This is a genomic window from Ruminococcus bicirculans (ex Wegman et al. 2014) (assembly GCF_000723465.1).
Taxonomy (GTDB): Bacteria; Bacillota; Clostridia; order Oscillospirales; family Ruminococcaceae; genus Hominimerdicola; species Hominimerdicola aceti.
In genome coordinates this window covers 600,414-619,727 of sequence record NZ_HF545617.1, presented here as the reverse complement: position 1 = coordinate 619,727, position 19,314 = coordinate 600,414, and the positions used below count along the sequence as shown (strand labels likewise).

The following is a 19,314-nucleotide window of genomic DNA, read 5'->3' as shown; positions in this document are numbered from 1 at the left end:
GCTATAACGTTTATAAAATAGTTTGAATGTTCAATTGAAAAATCTCATTGAAAGATTTCCATATTTTATACGGGAATATAGGAACTAAAAATTCGATTAATGGGAACTAGTTCCCATTAACTTATCAATGTCCCACTGTGCGGCTCGAACAATCACTACAGTCGGAAGATCAAGCACAAGTTGCTTAGTTTCATATTTTTATATCATACAGTTCCAATAACCTTTCCCCGGCAATAGATACTATCATAATCATGCAGCGGAATATCATCATAATCCGGGTTAAGGGAAATCAAGCGATCTCCGCCGAACTTCTTTATAAATCCTTCCCCGTTAAGTATAAAAATGCCTATCTCGCCGATCTCAACAGATGGCTGCGAGGCTATCAGAACTACGTCTCCGTCGTGGAATACAGGCTCCATGCTGTTGCCAGACACTCTTAGAGCAAAATTAGCCTCAAGAGTGAGCTGCGTTTTCTTAACCTCCAACATACCTTTTTCGCAGCCATCCAGATCAACGCCAGTTCCGGCACTGACAGGCAACGAATAGTACTCTATGAAAACACTGTTTTCAAGCTCTTTTAATGGTATTTTTGACTGCTCAAAAAGGACCTTGGCACGTTCGAGGACTTGACCCTTTTTCATTAAATCTAATTCCTTATAATATGTAAGTAACTCCTGCTCATCAGCGGTCAACTGTTCCGCTAGTGAGCTTTTTTCTTTGCCGTAAACAAGGTAATCTATTGAAACATCAAAAAATTCAGCAATTTCAATTAGATATTTTCTATATGATTTGCTTTTCCCAGACTTCCATTCTGAAAAAGCAACATTATTTAATTTCAGGTAATTAGTCAATTCTTTTTGCTCTCGATTGCCTAAAAGCATAGTTATTCTATCCAAAATATCCAAAATTCAATCATCTCCTTTGTTACTTATCACAAAATTAGCGTTTTTCTAATTTCGAGTTAGAATTTCACTTGGCAATTAGAAAAAATCTAGTTATAATTTACTATAGGGTAACCTCTAGGGCATAGTTACCCCATGATAAATTAAGTTTAACACAAAAAGCGTTAAACGTCAATCGAAAAAGGAGGAATTTTAATGAATAAGTATAAGATTAAGGAAACCGATGTGAATATGTATGAGTACAGAGGCTATACGATATCAGGTAACGATAGGATAGGCTATGTTTGCATATCACCTTACGGGGCTTTCTCGCCAAAGGCTTATAATACAATCGAGGATGCTAAGGCAGCAATAGATGATGATCTTGATTGCATAGCTGAAAAATACGGCGAGCAGCAAACAAGGGCGGAACAAACTCCGCCAATAAGAGGATATATAATGAATAAAGCTTTATTCGTAGAAAAAGAGCTCTACTTCCTGCTCCATGCCGCCAATGATGATGTTGATGATATAACTTACTGCGAAGACAACGGAGAAGAGTGGGTGCTTGTAACCATGAAGAACGGTCATGTGTATGATATAGGCATCACAGGAGACAGTCCGCTTGCTGCCGCTAAAGACGTTATCACCGTTATGATGTATAAGTAAGGAGGGTTTATTATGAAAAAACTTACGGACGAGGGAAAGGTGCTTACCATGTTTGCCATTATCATGCTATGGTGTGCCATAACAAGTCTTAGCGGACATTCCGAGTTCTGGATCATACCGTTGCTTACACTATCCGGATTGATCTGTATGCACCTTATCCTCTCTCTTATCAGAGATATATACTTTGCTAAAAGGAGGGAACGCCTTTATGAGCGCAGATATTGGGAAAAGCATAAAGCAGATTAGAGAGCAGCGTGATCTTAATCAGAGAGAGCTTGCTAAGTATGCGGGGATCAGCAATGTGACCGTGTGCAAGATAGAGCAGGGCGTTTTGACGCCCTCTCTTAAGACTACGATCAGGATAGCCAATGTGCTGCAATGCAGTCTTGACGATCTGTGCGGCAGATCACGAAACAGCCGAAACAGCCGACAGTAACTCGGCTGTCTGCCGGGGACGGTCTCCCGGTACTGATGATGGCAGACCAAAATATGCAGGTGCCGTGCTTGCCCGCCATAGGGGATATAGTGAATCACCTGCAGCTTGCAAGCTCAGAGGTAACGACTTAGATCTTGAACCAAGCCTGTCATACAGTCTGTAAACCGAGGACATAAAATATCGGTAGCGTATGACTTAAAAACCACGTGTTCTGGCTACGTGTCGTCGGGTTGAATTAGCCGAGGTACAGGTTTTGTTATAAGGGTTCCGACTTTCCTTAAGGTGCGAACTCGTAAATGCAAGCTGAGAGCGCATGAGCTTAATGTTTGCACCAGCTGGAACGTTTTTTGTATTTTTATAACACAGTCTAAAGACAACATAAAGATACCGCCCGTCTGAGCGTATCAGACCCACTTAGGATAACTTTTTATCCTATCTACCTTGCCGTTTCGGTAATAATCGGGGCGGCTAAATGTTCACGCATGGTGCTAGGTTCGCAAGCGTAAGCCTATCAGGTGCAAGTCCTGATGTGAAAGCCAACTCAATCAACCTAGTCGACAAGGTTGTGCAACGCAGTATAAGTGCGCAGGGTACTCTTTCGGAAGGAGTAGACTTATACATTCCGATTTTTCTAGCCGAAACCGAGCCGCAACAGGCGGTTCGGTCTGCCGGGGACGGTCTCCCGGTACTGATGATGGCAGACCGAGAAAGGAAGTGTAACCAATGAAATACAAGGAATTTAAAACACAAGTACTGTCTCATGCGGTGGGACAAGCCCGGCTTCTGGCTCAGGCAAGCTGCCTTGAGGACATAAAAATAGAGCCTGAACAGCTCCGCAGGAATGTTGCGACCATTCTTGCAGTATTGACCGAAACAGAAGATTTTCTGTCCGACCTCGTAAACAACCGTTCTGGCTCTGATACTTAGTATATCAGAAAACATTAGTTTTGTCAAGTAACTTCGGGAGGTGATGATGTGGAATATTTGACGGTTGCCAAAACTGCTGATCTTAAAGGCTGCAGTGAACGATATATAAAGAAACTGTGCAAGGACGGAAAATTGTCATGCAATATCGAAATCAACGACAGGAACCGTCCTAAATATATGATCCCAATATCATCACTCCCCGAAGGCCTGCAGGCAAAATACTATGCTCAGAAAAGAGCGGAAGCGGGCTTAGAACTTGTTGCACAGCCTGTTAAAAATGCGTTAAAACAGCCCAAAAAGCCTGTGAAAACGTCAATCGAAGAGTTTTCCGAAGATGAGCGTGATGAAATCGCACTCTGGGTAGATATCCTCAGAGACTGGCAGCGTTACCGGGATCAATACCCCGGAAAGAAAACCGAAGTGGATAAGCTTTACGTCGGCAAGTGTCAGCTCGAGCATAATGATATCAAAGTGTCGGTGGATATACTATACCGCAAGTATGCAGCCTACAGAAATAATAATCTGCAGGGGCTTTGTGAAAATCGAGGCGGAGCCAATAAGGGTAAGAGCAGTATCCCACCGGAGCTGTGGGAGCAGTTTTGCTATTTCTATCTTTCCGAAAACAAACCTACCGTTTCGCGTTGTTACGACCTAACGCTTGAATGTGCAAAAGAGTGGTATCCGTCAATGGTATCAAACTTCCCGTCAGACAATACTTTCAGGCGGCATATAAAGTCGGAAATACCACAAGCCGTGCTTACATATATGCGCGACGGCGATAAGGCTATGAAAGATAAATGCCTGCCATATATCAGCCGTATGTACGACGGTCTCCACGCTAACGACGTCTGGATCGCAGATAACCACACGTTCGATATACAGTCCTACGATGAAGATAACGGCACGATCCACAGGCTGTACCTTACAGCCTTTTTGGATGCCAAAAGCGGAGTGCTGGTCGGCTGGAATATATGCGACAGTCCGAACTCCCAGTCAACAATCATCGCATTAAGGCATGGAATTATGCGGTTTGGCATTCCGAAAGCCGTATATTTTGATAACGGTCGAGAGTTTTTGACCCATGACGTTGGCGGAAAAGGTCATCGAAGCAGGAAAACCGATAACCCTGAGATCGAACCACCGACAATACTCCAAAGGCTTGGAATCACGATGCATAACGCAATCGTCCGTAACGCTAAAGCAAAGCCTATTGAGCGTACATTTAGCACGGTCACAATGCAGTTTGCAAGAATGTTTGAAGGTTACTGCGGCGGCACTATTATGCAGCGACCTGAGAGCCTTAAGCGTAGAATTAAAGAAGGCAAGATTCCCTGCGACTTTGAGATTAGAGAATATATTGATATGTATATTGACGGTGATTTTAATATGCAGGAATATGGCGGAGCTGAGACAAAGTACAAAGGAATGAGTCGTATTGACGTATGGAATATGGATATAAAGTCTGTAGGAATACGCAAAGCTCCGGAAGCCGAACTTAATCTTATGCTTATGAGATCAACAAGGGTGCAAAAGATCAAGCGCAACGGCGTATTTGTTGAAATATCCGGCGAAAAGGTCTGGTTTATGGACTATGAAAACACTTACCGTCACCTGGGCGAGGAGGTCTATGTAAGATACGATCCCGCCGATCTTAGAAGCGTAAGGGTTTACGATAAATCGGACCGTTACCTTTGGACTTGGGAATGTGCGGACAAGCTGCTTATAGATTACATCACCGAAAGCAAGGAAGAGATTTCCGATGCAATGGCTTTACAGCGCAGAGTACAACGGTTTATTAAAGCCGAGGCTCAGAATATCACAGATGGCTTAAACTCAGAGCATAAGATCGACCTTATGGAGGCTGCCGCTCTCAAGGCAGCACATGGTAAGCAGAGCTTTAAGATCGTTATGCCGTCCAATGTGATTATGATAAGAGCTGATAATGAACCGGAAAGTATATCAAAGGCTTCCGGAGACGATATTGTGGTCAATATAGATAAAATGAACGAAAACGCCGAGAGGCGGAAGAATAAATGGAGGAGTGATTAATAAATGAAAAAGCTAACAGCTAAACAGGAGTGGGCATTGGAACAGATAAAACAGCTGCAGTACTCGGAAAATCTATCTGCGGCTGCAGTCTGCAAAAAGATTGGTATATCCGATAGCTCATACTCTGCAATTAAGTCAGGTACCTACAACGGCGATGTAGATAAGCAGATGAAAAAAGTAATTGAATACTTTGAAACCAAGCAGGCTGCAGCTGAAATCTATGTCGGCACAGACTATAAGGAAACGTCAATATCGTCTAACGTGTACAAGATCATACGTAACTGTCAGCTTCAGGGCGGTCTTGCCATAGCCTGCGGTGACGCAGGTATAGGCAAAACACAGGCTTGCAGGCAGTATTACCGTGAGCACGGCACAAACTGTACATACATAACGGTAAATCCGTGCATCAAGTCATCAAAATCCGTGCTGGAACTTATCGGTTCTAAGCTGAACGTATCCTCCGGCTCTGTGAGCAGACTCTGGTTGGAAATCTCGTCAAAGCTTTCGGACGGCATGGTGATAATCGTGGACGAAGCCCAGCATCTCACCAGAAATGCCATTGATACTCTCCGAAGCCTTTGCGACTGCTTTGACGAAAAGGGACAGACCCTTGGAATATGCTTTGTCGGCAACGAGACCACGGTAAGCAGACTTGGCGGAAAGCAGAAAGCGGAGTTTGCACAGATACGCAACAGGACGAAGAATACCCGGTTTTACAGCGTTAAGCAGATAAAGAAGAGCGACATCGAAATGCTCTTTCCGGATATCAGAGAGGACGCTGCTGCTGTTGAATTTTTACTGCGTATCGCTCAAAGTCCACAGGCTATCAGAGGAGCGGTCAATCTATACTCCAACGCCCTCGATAACGGCAATGTGACCGCCAAGGGATTGTCTGCAATCGCTAAATATATGGATATGGCGGTATAAAAAGTGAAACGGAGGACAAAAAGAATGAAGCACGGAAAAAATCCCACCAAAGCTCAGAAACGAATAATAGCGTATTACAAGCTTGATCCTGCGGACTGGATGGTTTCGAAGGCGACGGACAAGCAGCTTTGCCTTGTACATAGATATACTGATAAGATACGCTGGATAGACATGGTACGCATCGAGGAGCCGAGGAAAGTAAAGGCGACTAAATATGCATAATAATTTTGAATGTTTTATGAAAGGCAGCGCAGAATGTGCCTTTTTTATGAAAATGTGTTGTGATGACTGTCCGTACTGCGATAAATGCGGCTATTGTGATAATATTTGCAACAGTAACGGAGAATGCAATGAATGCTCAATTGTAGACAAGAAATAATAAGTATCAGAGGGGCTGTGCCCCTCCTGTAATGCAGCCGCCGATCGGCGCAGGTCACAAGCCCTGATAAATGCAGAGTGCAGAAAAACAAGGAGGTAAAAACGCTATGGAAACAAAACATAAAAAGCTTACAAGCAAAGCTGGATTGACGATCCCGAAGGACATCAGACTTGCAGCGGGCTTTGCGGGAGGCATGGCTGTTGACATCGAGAAGACAGCGGACGGTATCATGATTCGCAAGCACAGACCTACCTGTTGCTATTGTGGCAGTGTTGATAATGTGCGCTCTATCAAGGGACGTGATACCTGCAGAAACTGCGCCGAAGAAATCATAGAGGAGGTAAAGACGGCTTATGGATCTGTCTGAAAAGGTAAAACGTTATGCTGAGATCAAGGCGGAAATTTCGGAGCTTAAATCAGAGGCAGACGGCATCGAGGCTGATATCCTTAAGGCTTCGGAAGCCGACCTGCAGGATACAAAGTTTAAATCTGCTGTCTACAGCGACAATGCTGGCAATGCAATCACAGTCACCAACGCCGACAACGTTAAGCTTGTGTACCCAACAATGCTTAAGGAGATCTTTGGTAAAGCGTACGGCGACGTTGTAAAAGAGGACGTAACCTACACCTTGTCAGAATCTGCAAAACGCTTGCTTTCCGCCGTTTACAACAAGGAGTACATAAAGGACGGCAGCGTTGCTAAGATACTGGATGGGCTTGGGCTTGACGATAAGAGCCGCAAAGTTCTGGAGAAAAAGCTTAAGGGTGCGAAATATGAGACCGACGTAAAAAATCTTATGCAGCTTGGCGGTCTGGATGAAAAGGCGGCGCAGGAGAACGCTTATCTGGTATCCGAAGCCGTCGCTTGGCAGAATCTTAAACGTCTGCTTATGATTAATAACGAACAGCTTACCGATGAGATTGTGGAGCGTGCTGTGGATATGATTGACAGCGCGGTTGTAGTTGAAAGAACGCCGAAAACGAAATTCACGGCTAAAAAATAAGGACAGGAGGATTTGGATATGGCAACAAAGGAGCAGATTAAAAGAATTTACGGTCTGGGAGCAGGTCTTGGTATTGTCGGCAAAGATAAAGATGATATGCTGCACGAATTGATCTTTAGCATTACCGGTAAAGATTCGGTAAAACAGCTTGACGATAGCGAATTCAAGGCTGTTCAGGCGGAACTTATCAATCGCATGAAGCTTGCCGATCCAAACCATCTGCTGCATAATACCAAATCTAGAAACAAAAAGAAAGAAGCTGAAGAGATCGGCTGCAACGGTATGGCTACGCCTGAACAGCAGCGGCTGTGCTGGAGATACTGCTACAGGCTCAAGGAACTTGACACTAATCCAGAGTCAGCTGACGTTGGAGACAGGCTAATTGGCGTGATAGGCAAAGTACTGGGCGTTACGGCATCAAAAAAGCAGCCGTTTCGGTGGATAGATCAGGAACAGTGTTCTAAGCTTATCGAACAGCTCAAGCGTTATGTTAATTCGGCAGAGCGGCGGGCGAAAAGGCAAGGTGAGAAATATGCCGGAACTTGATATATACGAAGAAGACCTTACTCCAGAGCAGCGGGATATTTACGACTGCATCGGCTCACAGGCATACGAAAAGCTTGTGCAGCGTTACGGTGGTTTGTCAATTTACATTGCAAAAGCTGATTCTGTTATCCGATCGGCACGTGACGAAAAGATACGCAGGGATTTTAACGGATATAACTTCAAGTTTCTTGTCAATAAATATAATCTGTCTGAGCGCACGATCCGCAGCATAACGGCTGAGATAAGGCAGGAAAAGCAAAACGCTCCTATCGAGGGTCAGATTACCTTTGATGAAATATAATTGCAGAAACTCGCTGAAACGCTTCATCTGTAACACCCCCAATATATATGGTACAGTTATTATAACGGATAACGGTACTAAATATATTGGGGGTGTTTTTATGACAAGTCAGCAGATATTTACGATAGTATTTCAGCTCGTTCTTACAGGCGGTATAGGTATTATAACCTACTTTTTAAAGCGGACTATGGACGACATCGATAAATGCAAAAGCGGTCTGGATAAGGTCAGAGAAAATTACGTCTCTAAAGACGAGTTTGACAAGTGCAAGACCGATATTACCGACGTCAAGCAGAACTATCTTACCAAAGAGGATTTTTACAGAGAACAGCTTAAGACTGAACAGAAGCTGGACAAGATCATGGATATCTTGATGGAAATGAAGGGAGAAAAATAGCATGGATATGGAAAAGCAGATGCAGCTTATCAGAGCAGGCAATTTTAAAGAAAATAACGGCTCTGTTATGCGCACTATAAATATGCTCAGATATCAGTATCATAAGCTTAAGAGCGTTGAGTATGCTCTTCCCGATATAACAAAGGGCGAAATTACCGACAGCGTGAACTATCTTTATGAAGCCGGATACATACATCTGAGGACGGTGTTGTCCAAAGAGCCGTCTACGCTGGCAGACAGCGATTTTGACGATCTCGAGGCAAAGCTTACGGCAAAGGGGATCAGCCTGCTTGCCGGAGGTATCAACGACCCCTGCATAAAGCTGTAGGGGGTGCGGATAATGGCAAGAAAGCGCAGAAAGCACTCTAAAATAGACAAGCTGTCGCCGGAACTTAAAGCAACGGTCGAAGATATGATGAAAGCCGATTTTACATATGCGGAGATCGCAGACTATATAAAGGATCAGACCGATCAGCCCATATCAATATCCTCGGTTTGCAGATACGCCGCAAATCTGAATGAATCTGTTGAGACCCTCAGAATGGCTCAGGAGAATTTCAGGGTCATAATGGAGGAGATAAACAAGTATCCGGCTCTCGATACCAGCGAGGGAATAATCAGGCTGCTGTCGCATAACGTGTTGGAATCTATACAGAACACTCCCGAAGAAAAATGGAAGAACATAGACCCGGAAGCCTTGCTCAAACAGGCTACCAGCCTTGTAAAGGCTGCGGCGTATAAAAAGAATATGGATCTGAAAAACGAGGATATCCTTAACGCGGGCTTTGAACAGGTCAAGTCAATGGTGTTCGAGGCAATGGCAAGGGAACGTCCCGATCTTTACAAGGATGTGGCTAAGTTCCTTGAGGAGAAAAGGAGCGATATATGATCTACGTTATTTATGTTCAGAGCGGCAGAGAGCATGACGTTGTTGCCACTCTCAGAGATAAAAATATTAACGCCTATGCGCCTGCTCACGACCTGTTGGAACGTAAAGGCGGCGTGTGGCGCATGGTACGCCGGATGATATTTCCCACATATGTTTTTGTTAACAGTGAAGGCATCACAGACGAGCTTTACTACACCGTGAAAAATACTGTCGGCGTATTGAGATTTTTGGGCAGACCGCCCACTCCGCTGCCGATGAGCGAGGAAGTCAGACTTCGGTGGATACTTGATGTCGAAAATCTTACCGTCAGCCGTGGTTACATAAACAGCGGAAAGGTGACTATCACAGAGGGACTGCTCAAAGGCAGAGAACACTGCATTGTTAAATACAGCAAGCGGCGTAAACGCTGTACGCTGTACTGTGAGATAAACGGCAGGCGTCATTACTTTGACGTTGCTGCAGAACTGGAAAAGATCTGATCATAAGCGTAAGGTTGATTCGTCCCCTGCGCTTAAGCTCAGATTACATAGCGCCGGACATCAACGGAATTTTGAAACAAAAATATCCGAATGGCGAAGCATTGCTATTTGATTTCATTTTAGCGGCGTTTAACGGCGTTATAGCACGTTTTGAAATAATTCTTAGGATAATTTCACACTTGAAAGAGAAAACCCTTAAAACGGGCGTGTAGTTTGAGTTTGAGCGAACGGAGGTGTTAATGTGAATGTAAAGAGAAAACAGGCTATCGACACGCTGTCGGCAGCTGTAAGCAACATTAATGATGTAAAAATACAGACGGATATACAAAGCCTCGGCGAGCTGTCGGAGGCTTTTATTAATACCTCCGACAAGGCAGAACGGAAAAAGCTTGCCACAGATTATAAAAAGCGGCACAAGGAACTTCAGGATTTTTTGGACGACAATCCTGAACTTGTAAACTCCGAAGTGGAGAGAGCTTTGCTTGCGGCGGCTCTGGGCGGCGAATATGCAGAGGAAGAAGTTAGAGTTGACGCCAGAGGGCGCAAAACGATCAGGCGCAGGGTAAAAAAAGTCGCTCCCAATCCGTCCGCCGCTCTGAGCTATTTGCAGAATAAAGACAAAGAAAACTGGTCACCGAATCCCAAGGCTGATCCTGAGCTGGAGGACACGTCGGAAATTGAGGAGGATATCTATGGCAAGGACAACTAAGCCTGAGAAACGCAAAAAGACCATACCCTACAATTTTGGCGATAAGCATAAGGCATATATCCGAAAGTCACAGGACTGCATGATAAACGTTGCCGAGGGAGCGGTAAGAGCCGGAAAGACAGTGGACAACGTTCTTGCTTTTTGTCACGAGCTTAAGACTACTAAAGACAAGATACATCTTGCATCGGCGTCAACACTCGGCAATGCGAAAATCATTCTTGGCGACTGTAACGGCTTTGGTATTGAGCATTTCTTTCGAGGTCAATGCCGCTGGGGTAAGTACAAGGGCAATGAGGCTCTTATCATAAAGGGCAAGGATACAGGATTTAAAACAAGGATCGTCATCTTTTCCGGCGCTATGCTTGCCAGCAGTTATAAGTCCATACGAGGCAACTCTTATGGTATGTGGATAGGTACTGAGATCAATCTGCATCACAAATCATTTGTGCAGGAGGCTTTTAACAGATCTATCGCCGCAGATAAGCGTAAGATATGGTGGGATCTTAACCCGGACAATCCAAAAAGCTGGATATACACCGAGTACATTGACAAGTACCAGCAGGACGCCGCCGATTGCAAATTCCTCGGCGGATACAACTACGCACATTTTACTATTGACGATAACATAAATATCTCAGATCAGCGTAAGGCTGAGGTAAAATCTCAGTACGATCCGACATCTATCTGGTACAAGCGAGATATACTGGGGTTAAGGATAGCGGCAGAGGGTCTTATCTTCCAGAGCTTTGCCAACGACCCCGAAAAGTATATAATACCCGAATCACAGCTTGACAAAAGCAAGATCACATCAATACAGATAGGTATCGACTTCGGCGGCAACAAGTCAAAGACCACATTCGTGGCTACGGCTTTTATTGAGGGCTTTAAAAAGCTTGTCGTTATTGCAGATCACAAAATAGACGGCGGCAAGGGCGAGGTCGGTCCCGATACTATTTACACTGCTTTTATAAAGTTTGTAAAGACGTTATATATGCGTTTTAATCCGCTTTTAATTAAATTTGCATGGGCGGACAACGAAAACCAAGCGGTAATAAACGGTCTGAGAGTAGCCTGTGCCAGAGCAAGACTGATGGTCAAGATCGTGGACTGCTACAAAGCTCCACGAAACGACAGAATATCTATGCTTACGTCTTTGATGGCTCAGGGCAGATTTTGGGTGCTTGACATTTGCAAAAATGTTATCGGAAGCTTGTCGGAGCAGATATGGGATCCTAAAATTCCGGACAGAGACGAGCGTCTTGACGACGGTACTTGCGATATAGATACCGCTGACGCTCTGGAGTACAGCTTTAGCAAATTTATCAAGCCGCTAACGCTGGCAGGAGGTGAAAACATTTGAACAGTGAGATAATAAACTGGCTGAATAATAACTTCGGCTATAACATTTCGACCAACTATTATAATAATATATCCGTATGGAAAGACTGGTGGAAGGGTTTTCATGAACCATTTCATAGGATAACTTTTGAAAACGGAGAAAAACGCAAGAGTCGTGATATGTATACCATGAAAATGGCCAAAAAGGTGTGCGAGGACTGGGCAAGCATATTAATAAACGACAAAACGTTTGTAAAAGTAGATGATGAATACTCGGAAAAGTTCATCGTTGGCGATACCGACAACGGCGGAGTGTTCGGCAGCAACAACTTCTGGGATCAGGCTAACGACCTCATGGAAAAAATGATGTATTCCGGCACTTGTGCCGTTGTGATACGTCTTAAAAATGCTGTGGTAAGCTCAGACGGCAGACTTCTGCCGTCACCGGACGCATGGATAGATCTAAATTACCTTGAGGCGGATAGGATAATAGTCCTATCATCGGACAACGGCATTATCACCGAAGCAGCGTTTTGCTCCGATATCTGTACAAAAGGCAGCAACAAGCTGTATCTTGAGATACACCGTCTGGAAAAAGGCGAATATGTCATAGAAAATCACATCTTTGGAATAAAAGATAAATCGCTGTTGAGCGAAGAACCTCTGCCGGACGGTGTTGCAAGAATAATGCATACAGGATCAGACAAGTCTTGGTTTACCATATGCAAACCTGCTATCGTTAATCCCATTAACGGCAATAATGGGATGGGCTGTGCGGTTTTTGCCGGAGCGATTGACAACTTGAAGGGAGTTGATCTTGCATATAATAATCTTAACTCTGATTTTTGGTTGGGACAGAAAAAAGTGTTTTTAAACAAAAATATGCTTGAAGATATGTCTGGAGATAAAAAGGTTGCTCCCGATGAGGTAAATCAACAACTGTTTTATTATATCGGCGAGACTATGGACGATGGCACGGGTAAGAGTATGGTGCAGGAGCATAATCCCGATCTGAGAGTTGCAGACAATACGGCGGGTATACAGGCACAGCTTGATTATCTCAGCTTTAAGGTGGGATTTGGTACTAAGCATTATCAGTTTAATGCAGGCTCTATAGTAACTGCTACCCAGTACACAGGCGACAAGCAGGACTTGATCCAAAACGCACACAAGCATTTTATAAAAGTTGAGAGCTTTTTGCATGGTCTTGTTAAAACGCTCCTCTGGATAGGCCACAGCTTTATCGACGCACAGGTCAAGGAGGACGCACATATATCCATAGTCTTTGACCAAAGTCCACTGGTAGACGAAAATGCCGAGCGACAACGTGACAAAGATGATGTCACAGCAGGTTTAATGCAGAAGTGGGAATACCGTGTTAAATGGTACGGCGAATCGGAAGAGGAGGCAAAGGCACGTCTTGCAGACGGTGAACCTACCGACGATGAGCTTATGGGCTTTGAGGACGGTGAGGAGTAATGCTTACCCCTCAGACGTTACAAAAACTGCCAGATGACTTGATTGATCTTGTAAGCGAGGTACAGACTGATATAATCAAGTCTATTGCCAAAAAGCTTGTTAAAGCGGACTATCTTACTCCCTCGGCAGAATGGCAGTTGTACAAAGCAAGCCAGTTGAAGATGTCTACAAAAGAGATCACTGCTATGCTTGCAGAATTTACAGGCAAATCAAAGCGGCAGATATCAAAGCTGTACACCGATGCCTGTAAGGAGGCAATCAACAACGACGCCAAGATATACAGAACTTACGGCAAGGACTGCTCCGCCGCTCTGAGGTCGGTGGCATTATCCAACACGCTTAAGGCAGGCGTTAAAAATGCAAATGGTATGACAAAAAATCTGTGTAAGTCCATGGTAGAGTCCTCGCAGGCAACTGTTACTCATCTTATGGACAAGGCATGGTTAAAGGTACAAAGCGGTGCTTTTACATATCAGGATGCTATTTACGACGCAGTTGTCGAGCTTGCTAAACAAGGTATTGCGACTGTAACTTATCCATCGGGTAAGACCGACTGGGCAGACGTTGCAGTGCGGCGTGCGGTAATGACGGGCATAAGTCAGACCGCAGGTCAGATGCAGCTTGATCTTGCCGCAGAAATGGACTGCGATCTGGTTGAGGTCACCGCACACATGGGCGCGCGTCCCTCACACGCTTTATGGCAAGGCAAGGTTTACAGCATTTCGGGCAAATCTAAAAAATACCCTAAACTCAGCACCGCCACAGGCTACGGAACGGGTGACGGCTTGAAAGGCTGGAACTGCCGACATGATTTTTATCCGTTTTTCGAGGGAATTTCCGAACGTGCTAATCTCCCTGTTGACGTGACCGAAAACAACAGACAGTATGAATTATCGCAGAAACAGCGTGCTATGGAGCGGTCTATACGAGCTACAAAAAGACGTTTAGCTGCATATGACGGTGCTATCTCTGAGACGGAAGACGAGGTGCTTAAACGGAGACTGCAAAATCAGTTTGAACGCCACTCGGCTATACTGAAAACTAAGGAAAAACGGCTGTCTGAGTTTTGCGATACGAACGATCTTTATTCCGAAAAGGACAGAGTTCGGGTTGTTGGATTTAACAAGAGTGTTTCGCAGAAAGCGGTATATGGGAATAATCGTTACTTTGTTAAGCAAATGAAAAGCTACGGCATAGAAAATCCGCCGAAAAGCCTTGACATTTTTGAAAATATGAAGTATAATAACTCTCCTGAGTGCAAATTGATGAATGCATATATTACTTCTGTAAAAAAGGGAAAATTTTCTCCGCTTGTAGGTTACGATCATTATAAGAAGTTGCACAATGAGATTAACAACAGTCTTGTTGGTTTAACTACAACTAACGGTATTGAAATAACTGGGCAATCGGATCATTTCATTGAACGTGTTATTGGTGTAATCAAAGATCCTGATACGGGTAAGAAACGTCTTGGCGTTGAACTTCAAGATATTCAGGATGCTTTGACCAATGGTAAAGCAATGAAACCCAAAATTAGCAGGGATAAAAACGGTAACATTTTATATGATGAAGATGGTAAACCTAAAATATCTCAGCTATTTGTTACAGATAAATGTGCAGTATCCATAAATCCTGAAACGGGCGTGCTTATTCAATGTAATCCAAAGTGAGGTGTATTATTATGATATTCAATTTCAAAAAAGATGAATATGAAATGCTTGTCAAATATGGCGATTTTGAAGATTTGGAATACCCATACAAGCTCTTCCCCGAAACAAGTCAGATAGAAATAAATAATAAAGATGTTTCTATGTTTCAATGCATAATTAGCAACATATCAGTTGTTTATGGCATGGACGAAAATCAGAATAATATGACAGATTTCGGATATAAAGCATTGGATATTTATGATAAGGTTTATTTTCAAATTCATAATGAATAAGCTCCCAGCTACTGGGGGCTTTTAATTTTGCAAAAAGGAGCTGATAATTTATGCTTTCAACCCTCATATTGCTTTACGCCCTCGATACAGGGCAAATCCCCGTTGGCTGTTATGTAGCCGCATGGGTCTTCACAATAATAAAAGGTATTTGTTTGGTTATTAAATGCCTTGTAGATTTATCAGATGATTAAAACTGCATTTTAACGATAGTAAAACGCTCTTTCAAGGGCGTTTTATTTATCCTCGTTTTTGCGGAGCAAAAATCCGAGCCGCTTGCGAGGAGATAAATTTTATACTCAAAATTAAGGAGGAAAAATCCCTATGGAACTGAAAGATTTAACAGCTCTCGGTATTACCGAGGAGCAGGCAAACAAGGTGCTTGAACAGCACACAGCGGAGCTGACCGCAGAACAGCAGAAGTACACAGACCTTAACGCAGAACTGGAAACGGCAAAAGGCACGATCTCAGAGCTTACTGATAAGGTCAAAGCATTTGACGGCGAGGACATTGAAGGACTTAAGAAAGCGGCGTCCGACTGGGAAAGCAAGTACAATGCAGATATTGCCGCACTTAAGCTTGACAAGGCTCTGGAACTGTCCCTTGCCGGAGCAAAAGCAAGAGATGTGGACATTGTCAAGTCTCAGCTTGACTCGTCGCTCCTCAAGCTTGACGATGACGGCAAGATCACAGGTCTTACCGAACAGCTTGACAAGCTTAAGGCCGACAAAGCATTTCTCTTTGCGGATGGTGATGAGCCTACCGCAAGGATAGACACCGGTCTTGACCACGGTTCGGCAACAGAAACAACATCAGACGCACAGGCAAGAGCCGTAATGGGTCTGCCTGCGACTAAGTAATTTTACGGAGGTAAAATATTATGGCAAACGCAATTACAAAATTTAAAACCTACATCGCACTGCTTGACGAGGTTTACAAGCAGGCATCTTTGACCGCCGATCTCGACAGCGATCCTACTCTTGTTAAAGCGGGCGCAAACGCAAATGAGATCATAATCCCTAAGATCTCTATGGACGGTCTGGCGGACTACTCCAGAAACAGTGGCTATGTAAAGGGCGACGTTACTCTTACAAACGAGACTGTTACCTTTAATTACGACAGAGGTCGTAAATTCAGCGTTGACAATATGGACAATGAGGAGACTGCAGGACTTGCTTTCGGCAGACTGTCCTCAGAGTTTATCCGCGTCAAGGTTGCTCCCGAACAGGACGCATTCAGGTTCGCGACCTATGCAGGTACAACAGGCATATCTAAGGTTTCTGCAGGAGCAACACTTTCATCGGGTAATGATGTCCTTACCGCTCTGATCACTGCACAGAACAAAATGGACGAAGACGAAGTATTGCCGGAAAACCGTATTCTGTACATCACTCCTACTCTGTATAACCTTGCTATCAATGTGGACACCACAAAGTCAAAGGCTGTACTTGACGGCTTTGCTAAGATCGTAAAAGTGCCTCAGAGCAGATTTTACACTGCGATCGATCTTAAGGACGGCACGACAAAATCAGAGGGCGTCGATGAAACGGCAGGCGGTTTTGCTAAGGCGACAACCGCAAAGGATATAAACTTTATGATAATCCAGAAGTCGGCGGTTATCCAGTATCCTAAGCACACGGTAAACAAGGTCGTTACGCCGGAGGAAAATCAGACGGATGACAGCTGGCTGTTCTTCTTCCGTGCTTATGGTCTGGCTGATGTGTACGAAAACAAGGCGGCAGGTATTTATCTGCACCACAAGGCATAGGAGGTGTCGTTATGGCAAAGACAGTAGGATTGACTTTTAACGAGAAGCCAATAACAATAGAACCGCCTGCCGACTATTGCGAAAATGAAAATGTCATTGATTATAAGAGCATGACAGTCCCTGAACTAAAAGCTTATGCCGCCGAACTTGGCATTGACCTCGGGTCGGCAAGCAAGAAGGACGCAATCATTCAGGAAATCGTCGATGCAGTTGCGGTAGAGGATACGACAAGCGAAACGGAGGTGTAGGCTATGGCTTATGCTGATTACACGTTTTACACTGCTGATTTTCATGGCAATAAGATTTCCGAAACGGATTATCCTTATTTTGCGGAGCGTGCATCGGAATATCTCGACAATCTGAGCTTTGCCGAGACCGACGAGATCAGCCTTGCCAAAGCCTGCTGTGCTTGTGCAGAGATCATGTACTCCGCACAGCCGGATAAACAGATAGCCTCCGAAAAGGTCGGAGATTATTCGATAAGTTATTCGACCACTCAGACTGCTGTCGCCGATGAGCTGATCAAGACCGCCTCCAGATACCTTAATCTCAGGTCTGTGGGGTGGATATAAATGAGATATAATACAAAATGCACCGTCTGGCACAAACAGCCCGACGGTGCATTTATTACACAGCATTATCCGTGCTGGTGGCAGGACACCGAAGCCGAAAACATTGCAAAGACGGGCAAGACCGATGTTGACCGGGCGTTGATACATCTGCCGTTGTTGGCTGTAGTCGATAAGTCCGACTATATTGCAAAGGGCGATATTGATTTTGACGTGACAGCCTCTGTGGCAGAGTTGCTTAAGGCTGTAAGCCCGCTCAAAATCAGTACTGTAGAGCGCAAGGATTACGGCAGTCCCATAATGCGGCACACGGAGGTGACGGCTAAATGAGTAATAACAGTATTAAAGTAACTCTCACGGTCGCTCCCGAAAATGAACTGTTTGCGAGGCGTGGTCTGCAAAAAGGCGGCCGAGTACAGAAGTATATCGACAGCGAAGTATTACGTTGCTGTGATAGTTATGTGCCAATGCTTACCGGTAAGCTTAAACAGTCCGGTATTACATCAACGGTAGTTGGATCAGGCATGGTGCATTACAACACACCATACGCCCGCAAAAATTATTACGATAACAAAGGTATGGGCAAGCAGGGGCTTAACCTTGGGGGCAAGCGAGGCAGACTATGGTTTGAGCGTATGAAACCCGATCATCTGTCCGGAATAATCAAAGGAGTGAAACGAATTGCCGGAGCAAAATAAAAGCCTTTTGGAGGCTATGAAAGAATATGTGTTACAGTATCCCAATCTTGGAGATATTGATCTGCACATAGACCAGACTGAGTCTGAACCTGTTAATTACAGTATACAGACATCAGGTCTTGTAAAACTCAGTGAGGACGTGTGCGGAAATCAGATATGGCAGTACAATGCTTTGCTCCAGAGCAGAGAGTACACAGCCGATGATCTGTCAAGGCTCAATGCATCAGCTTTTACGGAGGATTTTATCTTCTGGATTGAAAAACAGAACAGTAGCCGGAATTATCCAGAACTTGCAGGAAATTTTGAACCTATCAGTATATCCGCTGATAATGGCATACTGCTTGCTCTGGATGAGGACGGAGACAGAGGATTGTATCAGATACAGATACATTTTACATTTGAGGAGGAAATATAAATGGCAGCTACAGGAATAAAAAAGCTTAAAAGAAGTCATCTTATGCATTTGTTGGATTCCACTTTTGGCGGAGAAACTCCGTCATGGTTCCTGATCGGCAAAAACATTGAGGATATGTCTATGGATTTGGGACCGGATACCGCGACTGTTAAGAATATCCTTGATGAAACAGATGTAAATGACAACGGTTACGAACCTAGTTTGTCTGTTGAAACCTACTACGCAAATACAGAAGATGCGATTTACGAAAAGATCAAATCTATTGCGTTGGATCGTCTTGTTGGCGACGACTGCAAGAGCAAATATCTTGAGGTGCTTATCGATAAGACCGAAGGTCCTTACGATGCATGGATGGAAGATTGCATCGTTAAGCCGCAGTCATATGGCGGACCGCAGGGCGGTGTCAACATACCGTTTAATATCCAACCCTGCGGCAATCGTATTAAGGGTACTGTAACAATCGCAAATAAAGTGGTGACATTTACGCCGCTGGCTGAAGGATAATTTGAGGGGC

The 19,314-nt window shown here is 44.3% G+C and carries 28 protein-coding genes, 2 other RNA genes and 1 pseudogene; 30 read left to right on the top strand and 1 reads right to left on the bottom strand.

Going from position 1 to position 19,314, the window contains the following annotated elements; genetic code table 11:
- Positions 1-203: 203 nt before the first annotated feature.
- Positions 204-905 carry a LexA family transcriptional regulator gene (locus RBI_RS14345; protein ID WP_051706962.1) on the bottom strand — a complete coding sequence of 234 codons (702 nt, stop codon included), beginning with the start codon at positions 903-905 and terminating at the stop codon, positions 204-206.
- A 192-nt stretch (positions 906-1,097) separates the two neighbouring features.
- Between RBI_RS14345 and RBI_RS13310 the strand changes: the two genes are divergently transcribed.
- From RBI_RS13310 to RBI_RS13170, 30 genes and pseudogenes are all read left to right on the top strand, one after another.
- Entirely contained in the window at positions 1,098-1,550 is a 453-nt protein-coding gene (locus RBI_RS13310; RefSeq protein ID WP_041337551.1) for a hypothetical protein, read from the top strand.
- Positions 1,551-1,562: 12 nt separating this feature from the next.
- The gene (locus RBI_RS13305; protein WP_041337550.1) at positions 1,563-1,796 is read left to right on the top strand and encodes a hypothetical protein; all 234 of its coding nucleotides are present in this window, start codon (positions 1,563-1,565) and stop codon (positions 1,794-1,796) included.
- A pseudogene (locus RBI_RS15610) lies at positions 1,759-1,893 on the top strand (helix-turn-helix transcriptional regulator); the annotation flags it as partial. The gene RBI_RS13305 and the pseudogene RBI_RS15610, both read left to right, overlap by 38 nt.
- A gap of 72 nt (positions 1,894-1,965) precedes the next feature.
- Positions 1,966-2,037: hammerhead ribozyme type II (locus RBI_RS14670), an RNA gene on the top strand.
- 582 nt (positions 2,038-2,619) lie between these two features.
- An RNA gene (locus RBI_RS14665) (hammerhead ribozyme type II) lies at positions 2,620-2,693 on the top strand.
- Positions 2,694-2,709: 16 nt separating this feature from the next.
- Positions 2,710-2,913: a hypothetical protein gene (locus RBI_RS13290; protein WP_041337548.1), complete on the top strand. Its 204-nt coding sequence runs from the start codon at positions 2,710-2,712 to the stop codon at positions 2,911-2,913.
- A gap of 48 nt (positions 2,914-2,961) precedes the next feature.
- Entirely contained in the window at positions 2,962-4,962 is a 2,001-nt protein-coding gene (locus tag RBI_RS13285) for a DNA-binding domain-containing protein (RefSeq protein WP_041337547.1), read from the top strand.
- Positions 4,963-4,965: 3 nt separating this feature from the next.
- A complete protein-coding gene (locus tag RBI_RS13280; RefSeq protein ID WP_041337546.1) occupies positions 4,966-5,889 on the top strand; it encodes an AAA family ATPase in 924 nt (307 codons plus the stop codon).
- Positions 5,890-5,913: 24 nt separating this feature from the next.
- Positions 5,914-6,111, top strand: a complete 198-nt coding sequence (locus RBI_RS13275; protein WP_041337545.1) for a DUF6906 family protein — start codon at positions 5,914-5,916, stop codon at positions 6,109-6,111.
- Positions 6,112-6,374: 263 nt separating this feature from the next.
- A complete protein-coding gene (locus RBI_RS13270; protein ID WP_041337544.1) occupies positions 6,375-6,635 on the top strand; it encodes an AbrB/MazE/SpoVT family DNA-binding domain-containing protein in 261 nt (86 codons plus the stop codon).
- Positions 6,622-7,272 (top strand): hypothetical protein, encoded by a 651-nt coding sequence (locus RBI_RS13265; RefSeq protein WP_041337543.1) that lies wholly within the window; start codon positions 6,622-6,624, stop codon positions 7,270-7,272. The genes RBI_RS13270 and RBI_RS13265 overlap by 14 nt, the downstream gene beginning before the upstream one ends.
- Before the next feature lie 18 nt (positions 7,273-7,290).
- Positions 7,291-7,818, top strand: a complete 528-nt coding sequence (locus tag RBI_RS13260; RefSeq protein WP_051706958.1) for a phage protein GemA/Gp16 family protein — start codon at positions 7,291-7,293, stop codon at positions 7,816-7,818.
- Positions 7,805-8,119 carry a Mor transcription activator family protein gene (locus RBI_RS13255; protein WP_041337542.1) on the top strand — a complete coding sequence of 105 codons (315 nt, stop codon included), beginning with the start codon at positions 7,805-7,807 and terminating at the stop codon, positions 8,117-8,119. The genes RBI_RS13260 and RBI_RS13255 overlap by 14 nt, the downstream gene beginning before the upstream one ends.
- Before the next feature lie 100 nt (positions 8,120-8,219).
- Positions 8,220-8,516, top strand: coding sequence for a hypothetical protein (locus RBI_RS13250; protein WP_041337541.1), 297 nt, complete (start codon positions 8,220-8,222; stop codon positions 8,514-8,516).
- A 1-nt stretch (position 8,517) separates the two neighbouring features.
- On the top strand, positions 8,518-8,844 hold the full coding sequence (locus RBI_RS13245) for a hypothetical protein (protein WP_041337540.1): 327 nt from the start codon (positions 8,518-8,520) through the stop codon (positions 8,842-8,844).
- A gap of 12 nt (positions 8,845-8,856) precedes the next feature.
- A complete protein-coding gene (locus RBI_RS13240) occupies positions 8,857-9,405 on the top strand; it encodes a phage protein Gp27 family protein (protein WP_041337539.1) in 549 nt (182 codons plus the stop codon).
- Positions 9,402-9,884 carry a transcription termination/antitermination NusG family protein gene (locus RBI_RS13235; RefSeq protein WP_041337538.1) on the top strand — a complete coding sequence of 161 codons (483 nt, stop codon included), beginning with the start codon at positions 9,402-9,404 and terminating at the stop codon, positions 9,882-9,884. The genes RBI_RS13240 and RBI_RS13235 overlap by 4 nt, the downstream gene beginning before the upstream one ends.
- A 241-nt stretch (positions 9,885-10,125) precedes the next feature.
- Positions 10,126-10,593: a hypothetical protein gene (locus RBI_RS13230; RefSeq protein ID WP_041337537.1), complete on the top strand. Its 468-nt coding sequence runs from the start codon at positions 10,126-10,128 to the stop codon at positions 10,591-10,593.
- Positions 10,577-11,953 carry a phage portal protein gene (locus RBI_RS13225; protein ID WP_041337536.1) on the top strand — a complete coding sequence of 459 codons (1,377 nt, stop codon included), beginning with the start codon at positions 10,577-10,579 and terminating at the stop codon, positions 11,951-11,953. The genes RBI_RS13230 and RBI_RS13225 overlap by 17 nt, the downstream gene beginning before the upstream one ends.
- On the top strand, positions 11,950-13,410 hold the full coding sequence (locus RBI_RS13220; RefSeq protein WP_041337535.1) for a hypothetical protein: 1,461 nt from the start codon (positions 11,950-11,952) through the stop codon (positions 13,408-13,410). Before RBI_RS13225 ends, RBI_RS13220 begins: the two co-directional genes overlap by 4 nt.
- On the top strand, positions 13,410-15,080 hold the full coding sequence (locus RBI_RS14340) for a phage minor capsid protein (RefSeq protein ID WP_051706956.1): 1,671 nt from the start codon (positions 13,410-13,412) through the stop codon (positions 15,078-15,080). The genes RBI_RS13220 and RBI_RS14340 overlap by 1 nt, the downstream gene beginning before the upstream one ends.
- Positions 15,081-15,091: 11 nt before the next feature.
- Positions 15,092-15,352 (top strand): hypothetical protein, encoded by a 261-nt coding sequence (locus tag RBI_RS13210; RefSeq protein WP_041337534.1) that lies wholly within the window; start codon positions 15,092-15,094, stop codon positions 15,350-15,352.
- A 321-nt stretch (positions 15,353-15,673) separates the two neighbouring features.
- Positions 15,674-16,210: a phage scaffolding protein gene (locus RBI_RS13205; protein ID WP_041337533.1), complete on the top strand. Its 537-nt coding sequence runs from the start codon at positions 15,674-15,676 to the stop codon at positions 16,208-16,210.
- 20 nt (positions 16,211-16,230) lie between these two features.
- A complete protein-coding gene (locus RBI_RS13200) occupies positions 16,231-17,118 on the top strand; it encodes a hypothetical protein (protein WP_041337532.1) in 888 nt (295 codons plus the stop codon).
- Positions 17,119-17,129: 11 nt separating this feature from the next.
- Complete coding sequence (locus RBI_RS13195) at positions 17,130-17,366, top strand: Rho termination factor N-terminal domain-containing protein (protein WP_041337531.1); 237 nt, start codon at positions 17,130-17,132, stop codon at positions 17,364-17,366.
- 3 nt (positions 17,367-17,369) lie between these two features.
- Entirely contained in the window at positions 17,370-17,690 is a 321-nt protein-coding gene (locus RBI_RS13190; RefSeq protein ID WP_041337530.1) for a hypothetical protein, read from the top strand.
- On the top strand, positions 17,691-18,017 hold the full coding sequence (locus RBI_RS13185; protein ID WP_041337529.1) for a DUF6751 family protein: 327 nt from the start codon (positions 17,691-17,693) through the stop codon (positions 18,015-18,017).
- Positions 18,014-18,385 (top strand): minor capsid protein, encoded by a 372-nt coding sequence (locus tag RBI_RS13180; RefSeq protein ID WP_081856069.1) that lies wholly within the window; start codon positions 18,014-18,016, stop codon positions 18,383-18,385. The genes RBI_RS13185 and RBI_RS13180 overlap by 4 nt, the downstream gene beginning before the upstream one ends.
- Positions 18,369-18,800 (top strand): hypothetical protein, encoded by a 432-nt coding sequence (locus RBI_RS13175; RefSeq protein WP_041337528.1) that lies wholly within the window; start codon positions 18,369-18,371, stop codon positions 18,798-18,800. The genes RBI_RS13180 and RBI_RS13175 overlap by 17 nt, the downstream gene beginning before the upstream one ends.
- On the top strand, positions 18,801-19,304 hold the full coding sequence (locus RBI_RS13170) for a hypothetical protein (protein ID WP_041337527.1): 504 nt from the start codon (positions 18,801-18,803) through the stop codon (positions 19,302-19,304).
- Positions 19,305-19,314 lie beyond the last annotated feature (10 nt).

What these genes read in the sequence shown, in the direction of transcription:
- RBI_RS13265 (WP_041337543.1), top strand. Translation starts at nt 6,622, where the DNA reads ATGGATCTGTCTGAAAAGGTAAAACGTTATGCTGAGATCAAGGCGGAA.
- RBI_RS13185 (WP_041337529.1), top strand. Translation starts at nt 17,691, where the DNA reads ATGAGATATAATACAAAATGCACCGTCTGGCACAAACAGCCCGACGGT.
- RBI_RS13270 (WP_041337544.1), top strand. Translation starts at nt 6,375, where the DNA reads ATGGAAACAAAACATAAAAAGCTTACAAGCAAAGCTGGATTGACGATC.
- RBI_RS13275 (WP_041337545.1), top strand. Translation starts at nt 5,914, where the DNA reads ATGAAGCACGGAAAAAATCCCACCAAAGCTCAGAAACGAATAATAGCG.
- RBI_RS13190 (WP_041337530.1), top strand. Translation starts at nt 17,370, where the DNA reads ATGGCTTATGCTGATTACACGTTTTACACTGCTGATTTTCATGGCAAT.
- RBI_RS13200 (WP_041337532.1), top strand. Translation starts at nt 16,231, where the DNA reads ATGGCAAACGCAATTACAAAATTTAAAACCTACATCGCACTGCTTGAC.
- RBI_RS13225 (WP_041337536.1), top strand. Translation starts at nt 10,577, where the DNA reads ATGGCAAGGACAACTAAGCCTGAGAAACGCAAAAAGACCATACCCTAC.
- RBI_RS13235 (WP_041337538.1), top strand. Translation starts at nt 9,402, where the DNA reads ATGATCTACGTTATTTATGTTCAGAGCGGCAGAGAGCATGACGTTGTT.
- RBI_RS13290 (WP_041337548.1), top strand. Translation starts at nt 2,710, where the DNA reads ATGAAATACAAGGAATTTAAAACACAAGTACTGTCTCATGCGGTGGGA.
- RBI_RS13310 (WP_041337551.1), top strand. Translation starts at nt 1,098, where the DNA reads ATGAATAAGTATAAGATTAAGGAAACCGATGTGAATATGTATGAGTAC.
- RBI_RS13170 (WP_041337527.1), top strand. Translation starts at nt 18,801, where the DNA reads ATGGCAGCTACAGGAATAAAAAAGCTTAAAAGAAGTCATCTTATGCAT.
- RBI_RS13260 (WP_051706958.1), top strand. Translation starts at nt 7,291, where the DNA reads ATGGCAACAAAGGAGCAGATTAAAAGAATTTACGGTCTGGGAGCAGGT.
- RBI_RS13250 (WP_041337541.1), top strand. Translation starts at nt 8,220, where the DNA reads ATGACAAGTCAGCAGATATTTACGATAGTATTTCAGCTCGTTCTTACA.
- RBI_RS13255 (WP_041337542.1), top strand. Translation starts at nt 7,805, where the DNA reads ATGCCGGAACTTGATATATACGAAGAAGACCTTACTCCAGAGCAGCGG.
- RBI_RS13180 (WP_081856069.1), top strand. Translation starts at nt 18,014, where the DNA reads ATGAGTAATAACAGTATTAAAGTAACTCTCACGGTCGCTCCCGAAAAT.
- RBI_RS13305 (WP_041337550.1), top strand. Translation starts at nt 1,563, where the DNA reads ATGAAAAAACTTACGGACGAGGGAAAGGTGCTTACCATGTTTGCCATT.
- RBI_RS13240 (WP_041337539.1), top strand. Translation starts at nt 8,857, where the DNA reads ATGGCAAGAAAGCGCAGAAAGCACTCTAAAATAGACAAGCTGTCGCCG.
- RBI_RS13195 (WP_041337531.1), top strand. Translation starts at nt 17,130, where the DNA reads ATGGCAAAGACAGTAGGATTGACTTTTAACGAGAAGCCAATAACAATA.
- RBI_RS13205 (WP_041337533.1), top strand. Translation starts at nt 15,674, where the DNA reads ATGGAACTGAAAGATTTAACAGCTCTCGGTATTACCGAGGAGCAGGCA.
- RBI_RS13245 (WP_041337540.1), top strand. Translation starts at nt 8,518, where the DNA reads ATGGATATGGAAAAGCAGATGCAGCTTATCAGAGCAGGCAATTTTAAA.
- RBI_RS13280 (WP_041337546.1), top strand. Translation starts at nt 4,966, where the DNA reads ATGAAAAAGCTAACAGCTAAACAGGAGTGGGCATTGGAACAGATAAAA.
- RBI_RS14340 (WP_051706956.1), top strand. Translation starts at nt 13,410, where the DNA reads ATGCTTACCCCTCAGACGTTACAAAAACTGCCAGATGACTTGATTGAT.
- RBI_RS13210 (WP_041337534.1), top strand. Translation starts at nt 15,092, where the DNA reads ATGATATTCAATTTCAAAAAAGATGAATATGAAATGCTTGTCAAATAT.